Annotated in this window: 8 protein-coding genes; 2 read left to right on the top strand and 6 right to left on the bottom strand. The window is 68.2% G+C overall.

Annotation, left to right across the window (positions count from 1 at the left end):
- Positions 1-429: 429 nt before the first annotated feature.
- From VGV13_03380 to VGV13_03360, 5 genes are all read right to left on the bottom strand, one after another.
- Positions 430-1,746, bottom strand: a complete 1,317-nt coding sequence (locus tag VGV13_03380; GenBank protein HEV8640121.1) for a UGSC family (seleno)protein — start codon at positions 1,744-1,746, stop codon at positions 430-432.
- 33 nt (positions 1,747-1,779) lie between these two features.
- The gene (locus VGV13_03375; protein HEV8640120.1) at positions 1,780-2,073 is read right to left on the bottom strand and encodes a hypothetical protein; all 294 of its coding nucleotides are present in this window, start codon (positions 2,071-2,073) and stop codon (positions 1,780-1,782) included.
- A 61-nt stretch (positions 2,074-2,134) separates the two neighbouring features.
- Complete coding sequence (locus tag VGV13_03370; protein HEV8640119.1) at positions 2,135-2,974, bottom strand: alpha/beta hydrolase; 840 nt, start codon at positions 2,972-2,974, stop codon at positions 2,135-2,137.
- Between the two features lie 200 nt (positions 2,975-3,174).
- Positions 3,175-3,792 carry an NIPSNAP family protein gene (locus VGV13_03365; protein HEV8640118.1) on the bottom strand — a complete coding sequence of 206 codons (618 nt, stop codon included), beginning with the start codon at positions 3,790-3,792 and terminating at the stop codon, positions 3,175-3,177.
- A 221-nt stretch (positions 3,793-4,013) separates the two neighbouring features.
- Positions 4,014-4,985 (bottom strand): PhnD/SsuA/transferrin family substrate-binding protein, encoded by a 972-nt coding sequence (locus VGV13_03360; protein ID HEV8640117.1) that lies wholly within the window; start codon positions 4,983-4,985, stop codon positions 4,014-4,016.
- Between the two features lie 125 nt (positions 4,986-5,110).
- Here VGV13_03360 and VGV13_03355 point away from each other — a divergent pair, with 125 nt between their 5' ends.
- Positions 5,111-7,402 (top strand): xanthine dehydrogenase family protein molybdopterin-binding subunit, encoded by a 2,292-nt coding sequence (locus VGV13_03355; protein HEV8640116.1) that lies wholly within the window; start codon positions 5,111-5,113, stop codon positions 7,400-7,402.
- An 84-nt stretch (positions 7,403-7,486) separates the two neighbouring features.
- Positions 7,487-8,524, top strand: coding sequence for an amidohydrolase family protein (locus VGV13_03350; GenBank protein ID HEV8640115.1), 1,038 nt, complete (start codon positions 7,487-7,489; stop codon positions 8,522-8,524).
- A 115-nt stretch (positions 8,525-8,639) separates the two neighbouring features.
- Here the strand turns inward: VGV13_03350 and VGV13_03345 are convergent.
- Positions 8,640-10,523: efflux RND transporter periplasmic adaptor subunit (locus tag VGV13_03345; protein ID HEV8640114.1), on the bottom strand; the 1,884-nt coding region annotated here is incomplete at its 5' end.

Here is a 10,523-nt window from a genome sequence, read left to right as displayed (position 1 = left end):
CGGCCGTGGCCAGCGTGGGTACGTGCGCACCCACGTCCTCCTATAGAGACGCTGGCTGCGGTCGAACCATCTCCTGAACACCGCCCATGTTCGCGGCCATGTGCCGCTTTCACCTGCGAGCTTATTTCGGATCGGGGCTAGTGTTCCGTCTGGGAAGTCATATAAAGAGGCCGCCAGCACGCGGCGCCGGGGGCCGACGGGCACGTGCGGCAGGGGTCGGCGGGACCCGTCCCCGCCCACCGGCCACGGACCCCGCGTGCCAAGGTGGAGCCCAGCCGCAATGGGGCAGCGGTCGCGTGCCGCGTGGTCCCGCGATCCCTGCCGCACGTGCCCGTCGGCCCCGCTGGCAGCGGCGCGAGCGCGGCGATCGTTAACATGACTTCCCAGACGGAGCACGAGCGGGGCGCGGCGCCGTGGAGAAGGTCCGGCCTACCGCCACGCGTCGACGGAGACGGTCTTCTGGTAGGTGCAGCCCATGATGCGCCAGTAGCCGTTGGTCTCGCCGCCGACGACCACGACGTGGATGTCCTCGCGCCGGAACATCGGGATCAGCTCGTCGGGGGCGGCCTTGAGCTTCGAGGCCCACGGCTCCTCGCCGAAGGTGGCGCGCGGGTAGAGGTAGTTCTGGACGAGCTGGTAGTCCCAGTACTCGCCGGCGGGCATGCGGGCGGCCTCGTAGAGCCAGTCGATGAGCGCGTCCTTCTTCACGAACCCGCCCCGGTCGATGAACTGCCGCGCCGTGATGGGGTCGAGCAGAAGCGTCGGCGGGATGTGGGGGTCCATCCCCCGCAGCATGTTGCCGACGTGCTCGCGCCAGTGCCGCTCCCGCAGCCCGAGCGTGAAGGCGGTGGAGCGGCAGCCTGCGAAAACGCTCACGGCGCTGTCGGTCGGACGCAATCCATGCTGGACGTGAAACGGCTCCCACGGGCTCCGCTCCTCGTTCTCGGCGAAGGTGACGCTGTTGTAGGCGTAGTTGTTGCCCATGGAGCCCATGTAGGTGAGCCCGGGCACCGAGCCGCCTTGTAGATTTTGCGAGAGGAGGCCGTAGGCCCGGCCGATGGTGGCGTTGGCGTGGTTGTAGGGCGCCAGGGCGCCGGTTCCGGCGTTCATCCCGATCTCGTGACGCATCGGTCCGTTGACGACGGCCATGGCCGCCATCGAGCTGGTCGTGCTGCCCCGCGCGCTCACGCCGGTGGCGGCCAGCGCCAGGATCACGGGGAAGTACTCCGGCCTCGCGCCCGCCATCACGGCGTTCACCGCGACCTTCTCGACCGTGTACTCCCAGGCCTCGCGGAAGTGAGTCGGCCGCATGCGCCCCACGACCTCGTCGGGCTTGCGACGCGTCCCGGCCACCATCGCCGCCACCCGCCCCTCGGTGGGCAGGACGATCGGGAGCTTGTCCGTCCAATCCCGCTCGAGGAACAGCCGGTCGAGATTCTCCTCGGTGTCGGGCTCGACCAGCCGCGGCGTGGCCCGGTCGAATTCGGCCGGGCCGAGGTCTCCGTCGTCGAACGGCCGCGTCAGCCCCTCGATCACCTCCTGCATGACCGGCCGGCCGGTGAGCGGGTCCCGGCCGTCGACGTAGGCGCGCAGCTCGCGGGCGGACTTGCCCATGACGGGCTGAGGGACGAAGACCTGCCGGAGCCCGCGCATCCCGTTGGTGGCGGCGACCGCGCGGACCACACGGTCGAACTTGTCGGTGTGAACGGCCACGGTAGGGACGCCGTACTTCGCCTCGATCGTCATCGCGTGCGCGGCGACCGCCGGCGCGCAGGTGCTTCAGTGGCCGACGCCGACGACCGCGGCGTCTCCCCGCGCCTTGATCTCCTCCCAGGTGGCCGGGTCGTCGTGGAGGTACACGCTGGAGATCGGCTTGAAGATCGTCTTGACGCCGGGCAGGTGCTCGGCGAACCAGGCCTGCATCTGCTTGAGGAAGACGTCCGAGTCGTCGAAGCGGCAGTCGACCAGGTAGACCGTCTTGCCCTCGAGCGTGGAAAGGCGCAGCGCGAGCTCTTTCCGGGTCACCTTGGGGGGGAAGCCCACCGGGTTCAGGACCGTGATCTTGTCTCTCATCTCTGTTCCTCCCTGTCTGACGGCGCCAGCGCCGTTCCCGGCCCGGCCAGGAGTCGCCGCGTCAGCGTGACCAGCCGGCCCAGCGGCCGCCCTCGACGGCGGCCAAGAACTCGGCGACGTGGAAGTTGAAGGCTCCCGGCTCCTCGATGTTCAGCGTGTGACCGCTGGCCGGAAACACGATCAAGCCCGAGTGCGGGATGCGGCCGCGCATCGCGAGCGAGGGCTCGACGCACGGCGCATCCTGATCGCCCACCATGATGAGGGTCGGGACGCGCAGCGCCTTCAGCCCCGCCTCCACGTCGAAGACTGTCTTGCGCTTGGACATCACCTCCCGGGCCAGGTGCGCGCACGCCTGGGCGTCGTGCTCGCCGACCTGGCGCAGGAATTCGGCGAAGCCGCGGGGGTCCTTCTGCTTGAACGCGGCGCGGTTCGGCGCGCTCTCGAAGTGCCGGATCAGGGCCGCCATGCCCTCGCGCTCGAGGGCCGCCGCCGTCGCCGCCTGGCCCTGCAAGAACTCCTCGCGGTTCACTGACCCGGCGCCGGCCCCCACCATGATCAGGCTCCTCGTCATCTCCGGATGCGCGATGGCGAAGTCGCGGGCGACGTTGGCCCCCATCGAGCAGCCGCCGAGATGCACGGGGCCGAAGCCGAGATGCTTCAGGAGCTGGTGGAGGTCACCGACCAGGAGGTCTTGGGAGTAATCGCGGGCGGCCTTGGGGACGGCCGAGGGCGGATAACCGCGATGGTTGTAGGTGACCACGCGATAACGCCGGGCAAAGTACCGGACCTGAGGCTCCCACGAGCGGGTGTCGCCGCCGAACTCGTGGCTCCAGACCAACGGCACCCCCTGGCCGGTCTCCTCGTAATGAAGCTCCACCCCGTTGACGTGTGCGATCGGCATGACGGCTCCGCCGGCAAGCTGGGCTATTCGGCCAGCCACACCGTATCGAGCTGGTTGTTGAGATAGTGGCTCGGGGTGATCGTCCACCCCCGCGTCGAGAACACCAGGAGCGATCGCCGGACCATGGTCCCTCCTTTTGTCGCGAGGCCGTTACGGGGGCGCCGGCCGTATCGCCGGCGCCCCGCGGGGTTCGAGACGAGCTACTGGAGCGGCGAGAAGGCGGCGGGCAGAAGAATCTTGTTCTCCTGCGTCAGCAAGCGGTCGGGCGAGCCCGGCGGGGGCCAGACGCCCTTCTTCCTGGCCTCGTCCCGCACCTGGGCGCGCTGATCGAGGCTCGAGTAGGCCCAGACGTGGACGAACCCGTTGGCCTTGCCGAACTCGACGCCGCCCGCGAGGACGATGGGCGAGAGCTTCATGCGCTCGGGGACTTTTGCCTCCCAGCCCTTGGCCACCTCGGCGAGCATGCCAGGCTTCAGCGTGTAGTAGCGCAGCTCGAAGATCGGCCCCACCTTGCCCGGGCGGGCCTCGGGCACGAACGAGAACGGCACCACGATCTCCGACCGCATGGCGCGGACGAACTCGCCGATCTTGGGCGGCCAGTTCGGGTCCTTCACCGCCTCACCCCGGATGCGCGCCCGCTCGGCGAGGTCCCGGTACCCCCAGACGTGGACGATCTCGTTGAGCGGTCCGATCTCCGTGTGCCAGAAGGCGGTCAGCTCCGAGTACTTCTTCCGGTACTCGTAGGCCTCGCCGAAGCGCTTCTCGACCTCGGCCAGGCTGCCAGCGGCGATGCGGTAGGTCCGGATCTCGTAGATCATGCTCGGCTCCTTTCGGCGGTGCGAGGTGCGGGACCTGCGACCCGAGGGCCCCTGGCGCGGCAAAGGCGGCGGGGCTGGCGGGCCGCACGGCGGCCGTAGTATACAGTCTGGCCCTGACCACTGCTCGAAAGCCCGCTAGTGCCGTTCCAACTATTCGCGCCAAGGGAGGCGCCGTGTACGTCGTTCGTGGACAGATTTAGTATCAACAAGTTGGAACGGCACTAGACATAATCCTGGATGACCTGAAGGCTGGCCGGGAAAAAGAGATCCTCGATCTTCGGAGCCATTTTGATCATTCCTTGCTCGGACTCGTAGCGGAGGACGGCCTCCAAGGCTTTGCGATTGTCTTCGAGATTGTAGGGCCAGGGGTCGGGACCGAACACAGCGTCTTGCTCCCGCATGAGTTCTTTCACCCATACCAGCGCAAGATTGCGTGGGTCCTTCATGCGCTCGTAGCAGACCTCTTTGGACCTCTGGAAGGCCCGCAGAAGGCTCACCGCAACCCAGGGGTCTTTCTCCACGATCGCGTTCTTGACCACCACCGTGTGCATGATCGGAAAGACCCCGCTCTTCCGGTAGTAGTCGACTTCGGCGTCCTGGGGATTCGGAAAGAGGAGGCCGACTCTCGAGGAACCCCTTCTGATCGAGGGGAGGATCTCGGGGTACACCGCCCCTTCCAGCTCGCCGTCCAGGAGCATCTGGTCGATGTTCCTCCCTCTGGGGACCCGGCGTACTCTCATCCACCGGGCTGGCTCGAAGGGGATGTCCTCTTCTTCCTGACACCACCATTCGATGCTCCGGAGATCCACCCCATAGTGGTCCTGTAAAATGCCGCGCATCCACAGGCCGGCTGAGTTCTGCAATGTGTCCAGGCCCACCCTCTTACCGTTCAGATCTGCTGGCTCGTCGATTCCGCAATCCGTCCTCTTCACCACATACCCGTGCCGAAAGCGTCGATGGGGAAAGACGGGGATGGCCGTAAACGTTCTCCCCTGGTCGCGCGCCACCAGGTAGGCCACCAGCGACAGCTCGCACACGTCGAACTCCTGGTGCCGCAGCATTCGTCCATGTCGTTCCGGCGACGCCATGGTCAGAATGTTGAGATCGACGCCCGACGGCGTCACCACGCCCTCGATCAATGGCCTCAGCAGATCGTAGTGGCCACAAGCCAGGCTGAGCTTCAGGCGCGACATTCACTTCCTCCCTGCGTCGGGACTCCCTATCGTACTTGATTCATGCTAAAAGGGTCCTTCTGATGGCGGGTTCATCGACCAGCTCTATCGGTAAGCACGTGGCGAACCCTGCCGGTTTCCGGGTCGTGGGAATCTCCGTCCCCCGGGTCGACGCGGTGGAGAAGGTGACCGGGCGGGCCAGGTATACGGGCGACATCGTGCTGCCCGGGATGCTCCACGGAAAGATCCTCCGCTCCCCGCACCCGCACGCCCGGATTCGCGCGATCGACGCGCATGTCGCTGAACAGGTCCCCGGAGTGGTCGCAGTATTGACCCGCGAAGATCTGAAGGACATCGACCCCTATTACGGCCCGATCGTCCAGGACCGACCCCTCCTGGCGCTCGACCGGACCCGCTATGTCGGAGAGCCGGTGGCGGCGGTGGCGGCCGCGGACGAGGCGACGGCCGAAAGGGCCGCGTCCCTCATCATGGTCGAGTACGACGAGCTCCCGGCGGCGGTCGGCGCCGCCGCGGCGCTGGCGCCCGGGGCTCCGCGCATCCACGAAGGACCGCACCGGGCGGGGGAAGAGCGCATAACGGCAAGACCGGTCCCCGGCACCAACATCTGCCACCACGAGCGGCTGATCCAAGGGGATGTCGAGCGCGGATTCGCCGAGGCCGATCTGGTCGTCGAGGACACCTTTACCTTCCCCATGGTCTACCACTACGCCCTGGAACCCCACACGGTCGTGGCCCACTGGGACAAGGACGCCCTCACCGTCTGGGCGTCGGCCCAGCACCCGTTCCTGGTTCGCGGGGAGCTGGCCCGGATCTTCCGGCTACCGCTGGCCAAGGTGCGGATGATCATTCCGTTCGTGGGCGGAGGCTTCGGCAGCAAGTCGTACACGAAGATCGAGCCGCTGGTGGCCGCGCTGGCCCGGAAGGCGGGGCGCCCCGTGCGCGTCGCCCAGAGCGTTCACGAGTCGATGCACACGACCAGGCGTCACGCCGTGACGTGCCGGATCAAGACGGGGGTCAAGCGCGACGGCACGCTCCTGGCGAAGGCATGCGCGATCCACCTCGATACGGGCGCCTACGCCGACAACGGTCCGCAAGTGGCCAATCGCGCGGCCCACCGAGTCATCGGCCCCTATCGGATCCCTCATCTCCAGATCGACGCCTACGCGGTCTACACCAACTCCGTCCCCGCAGGCTCCTTCCGTTCGATCGGTGCGCCGCAGTCCATCTGGGCGTGCGAGTCGCAGATGGACATCATCGCCGAGCGCCTCGGGATCGATCCGCTGGAGCTGCGCTTGAAGAATGTCCTCGAGCGCGGCGAGCTGGTCCGGAAGGGAATGAAGCCGCTCGACGGCGACATCTCGGTCGGGCTCAGGAAGACGGCCCAGGCCCTGGGATGGCGCCGGCGCGCGACGGCAGACGGACGCGGGCTCGGACTCGCCTGTGGCTTCATGAACGCCGGAGCCTTCCCGGTGTCGATCGCCATCGTGCGGCTGCACGCCGACGGCAGCGCGACGGTCCTGGCGGGCTCGACCGAGATCGGCCAGGGAGTCCGCACGGTGCTCTCCCAGATTGCCGCCGAGGAGCTGGGCCTTCCTCTCTCGCGGGTGACCGTGGCCCGCGGCGATACCGACGCCATGCCCTTCGACCGGTCCACGGGATCCAGCCGCTCGACCACGCTCATGGGCCTGGCCGTCCAGCGCGCCGCCCTCGAGGTCAGGGCCCAGCTCGTGCAGATCGGCGCCAGGCTTCTCAAGGCCCCGCGCAAGGCGATCACGCTAGGCGACGGCGCGCTCTCGGCCGGGCGCCGGAAGGCGATGAGCTATGCCGAAGTCATCGCCGCCCACTTCGGGCTTCCCGGCGGCGAGCTGGTCGGGCGGGGCTACGTGCGGCCGCCCGGAGGCCGGCCCGTGAATCCGGTCTTCTGGGAGATCGGGATCGGTGGGGCCGAGGTCGAGGTGGATCGCGAGACCGGGCAGTTGACCGTCCACCGCTACGTGTCCGCGGCCGACGTGGGAAAGGCGATCAACCCCCGGGAGTGCGAGGGGCAGGACGAAGGGGCGGCCATGATGGGACTCGGCCACACCCTCTTCGAAGCGATCCGTTACGAGGACGACCAGATCGTCAACCCCAACCTCATCGACTACCGGGTCCCCCTCTTCACCGATCTCCCCGGGGAGTTCATCGCGCTTCTCGTCGAGAACCAGGACGGCCCCGGACCGTACGGCGCCAAGGGAATGGGGGAAGGCGGCATCGTGGGCGTCTCCCCCGCGGTGGCCAACGCGCTGGCCCGGGCCACCGGGGTCCGGGTGCGCGACCTTCCGCTCACGCCCGAGCGGGTGTGGCGGGCCCTCCGCGAGAGCGATGGGAGCAAGGAGCATCACAGGCGCTCCCGGCCGCCCTGGCCCACGGTCTGGTGACGAGCACGGGCTGCATCGGCAACCGCATCTACACCGATCTGGGCGAAGACGAGCTGCCGTGGCGACGGGACAAGGAGCCAGACCATGATCATCGATCTGGATTCTCACCTGCGGGAAGGCTACTTCCTGGACGAGGTGTACCGGCTCGAGGAACCCTACGCCCGCTATACGCCGGTGAAGGCGGGGAACGGGCGTCATCACCAGACCCGCTTCATCCACGCCCTGGAGGTCGGCGACCCCCGGGCCCGGGTCTGCTTCAAGCACCCGTACATGTACGATCCCCAGCTCGACTCCGAGCTCGCCGAGCGCCAGGTCGGGGGCTACGACATGGAGCGGAGGCGGCAGGACATCCGCCAGGAGGGCATCGAGAAGCAGGTGATCTTCCCGACCGGCATCGGCATCCCCACCCGGAACGTGGGGGGCCTGGGTGTCGCGTTGTGCCGCGCGTACAACACCTGGGTGAGGAACCTCGTCAGAGGCTACGAAGATGTCTTCTGGCCGGTGGCCATGGCGCCGGCCGGCTGTCCGGACGAGATGGCCAGCGAGCTCCGGCGCTGCATCAAGGAGCTCGGCATGAAGGCCGGGCACCTGGTGGCCTACTGCGGGCCCCGCAATCTGGACGACCCGGCGTTCTATCCGTACTACGAGACCGCCCGGTTCCTGGAACAACGGGAAGGCCGGGACGCGGCCCTCGCGTACTTCAGGCAGCTCGCGCGCCAGGAGATCCAGTGGCGCAAGGGGCACTCCCTGATCGGGCAGCTGGTGGTGGCGGGCGAATTCCCGCTGGCCGCCGAGCTCCAGGTGCACAACATCGAGCGGTCCAAAGCCCAGGGAGCCCCGATCGACTGGGTCGCGCTCGATGGGGTGATCCCGGTTCACAAGATCGGCATCGCCCTGACCAGTACCGGCAGCCGCCCCCATGCGGCCGCGTTGTTCTACGACTTCATCCTTTCCCGTACCGGGATGGAAACGATCAAGCGGCGGCATCGCGTTCCGACCCGGCCGGATGTGACCGTTCCCTATCTGCAGCCCTACCGGCTCCTGCCGTTCGATGGCCAGGCCATGGACGAGTTCGACGCCTACGTCTCGCTGTTCCGGGAGATCTTCAAGCCGGGCGCCTGAGCCAGGGCCTGGGCTCGGCCATGAAGTCTTCCTGGATCGCCCAGGAGGCCGGTTCCCGAGGTGATCAGCCGAGATTCGGCCGCCCTTTGTGGTCTTCCCGTCGAAGAGGCCCGCGCTACCACCACGACCAGAACTCCACGCGCAGGTACCGGGCGAGCCGGCGGGTGAGGACGTCGAACAGCCGACGCTGCCCGCAGTAGATCTTGGCGGTCCCCGTCATCTCGGGCCTGAGCAGGAGGTCGGGGTTCTCGAGGGCGGTCGTCACCCTGAACACCCTGCCCCGCCAGCCTTCCTCCTCCTTCACGGCCGCCGGCGCGATGGCGGTCACCCGGCCCTGAAAGCCGCGCTCAGGAAAGGCCCGGGCCTTGACGACGACCGGCTGCCCGACCTTCACGTCGCCGATCTCCCGCTCCGGGACAGCGATCTCCGCTTTGACCGTCGCGAACTCGTGCACCTCGACGATGAGGTCGCCCTTCTTCACGTACTGTCCGATCTTCTCGCGGGGCTTCGGGGTCGTCACGACGCCGCCCACGGCGCTCCGCACCGTGACGAGCCGGAGCTGGTCCTCGAGGTGGCTCCGCTGGCTCAGCAGTCGCGCCAGCGTCGCCTCAGCGCCCTCGATCTCCTCCGGCCGGCTGCCGGCTTCGAGCAGCCGGAGCCGGCCCCGGGCTTCCTCGGCTTCCTTCTGGGCCACGGCCAGCTCCTTGTGGAACCCAGCCAGATCGCCGGTCGACGCCAGATCGCCGGCCGACACGCCCGCGAGCTCGGCCCGGGCGGCCGCCAGCTCCTTCTCCCGGATCCCCGCCCGCTCCTGGGACTCCTCGAGCGCTCGCCGGGAGATCAGCTCGCCGGCGAAGAGCGCCTGAGACCGCTCGAGATCGTTGCGGGCGTACCGCAGCCGCTCTTCGGCCGCCGCGACGTCCGCTGTCGCCTTGGCCAGCCGGGCGGCCTGCATCTGTTGCGCCTCTTCGTACCGACGGCGGGCGTGCTCGCGCCGGGTCACGGCCGTCTCGATGTTCTGACGGGCCAGGCGCAGCTCCTCCGCCCGCGGTCCCGCCCGCAGCATCTTGAGCCGGGCCCGCGTCTCGTCGCTCTGCCCCTCGACGGCCCTCAGCTCGGCGCGATAGTCCCGATCCGCGAGTCGGGCGATCAGCTCGCCGGCGGCCACCCGCTGGCCCTCGTCGACGTAGACCTCGGCGATGATCCCGTCGACCTCGGCGCGCACGTCGGCGTTGTGGTGGGGGGCGACCGAGAACTCGCCCGAGACCGTGAGCTCCCACGGCACCAGAAAGAGCACGGCCAGGACGAGGCCGAAGAGCAGGAGAACGCGCACCGGCCCGCTCATCGACCGCCATCGCGCGTTCACGTGCTCGCGCCAAGCCCGGAGCCTGGGTCTCGCAGTCCAGCGCCGCAGCGGGTTCTGGAACGCGAGCCCGAGCAGGCCCGCGTAGACGATCGCCCCGGCCCCCTGGTAGCGCTCGGTGAGAAAGCCGCCCACCATCAACGCCACCCAGCCGAGGAGCCACGCGGAGTAGCCGCCGGCCAGGAGGCTGTACGCCAGGTAGATCCGTCGCTCCCGGAGGGTAGGCTCCTCCAGCGTCCGGGCCGGCGAAGCCACTAGAGCGGAAAGCCGGCGCTTGAGATAGCCGAACGCGCGCGCGCGGAGGTTGTGCATCCCCAGCGCGTCGCTCAGCAGGTAGTAGCCGTCGAGCTTGATGAGGGGGTTGAGGTTGATGAAGAGCTTGAAGGCGGAGGTGGCGATCACCACCAGCGCAACCGCGCTGGGCCACGTCCCAGGCTCCGTGACCCGCCAGGTGATGACAGCCAGGGCCCAGAGGAACATCTCGAAGTAGGGGCCGGCCGTGGTCACCCAGAGGCGCTTGGACTTCTCGGGGAAGAGCCAGGCGTCGCTCACGTTGCAGTAGAACGCGAGCTGGAAGTAGATGAGCAGGAACCCCATCTCGTGGACGTGGCCCCCGAAGCGCTTGCAGGTCAAGCT

This window comes from Candidatus Methylomirabilota bacterium (genome assembly GCA_036001065.1).
GTDB lineage: Bacteria > Methylomirabilota > Methylomirabilia > Rokubacteriales > CSP1-6 > MNEF01.
This window is presented reverse-complemented; position numbering and strand designations above follow the sequence as displayed.

Bases quoted from the DNA above. Each gene is read 5' to 3' on its own strand.
- VGV13_03350 (HEV8640115.1), top strand. From the start codon at position 7,487: ATGATCATCGATCTGGATTCTCACCTGCGGGAAGGCTACTTCCTGGAC.
- VGV13_03370 (HEV8640119.1), bottom strand. From the start codon at position 2,974: ATGCCGATCGCACACGTCAACGGGGTGGAGCTTCATTACGAGGAGACC.
- VGV13_03380 (HEV8640121.1), bottom strand. From the start codon at position 1,746: ATGACGATCGAGGCGAAGTACGGCGTCCCTACCGTGGCCGTTCACACC.
- VGV13_03360 (HEV8640117.1), bottom strand. From the start codon at position 4,985: ATGTCGCGCCTGAAGCTCAGCCTGGCTTGTGGCCACTACGATCTGCTG.
- VGV13_03365 (HEV8640118.1), bottom strand. From the start codon at position 3,792: ATGATCTACGAGATCCGGACCTACCGCATCGCCGCTGGCAGCCTGGCC.
- VGV13_03375 (HEV8640120.1), bottom strand. From the start codon at position 2,073: ATGAGAGACAAGATCACGGTCCTGAACCCGGTGGGCTTCCCCCCCAAG.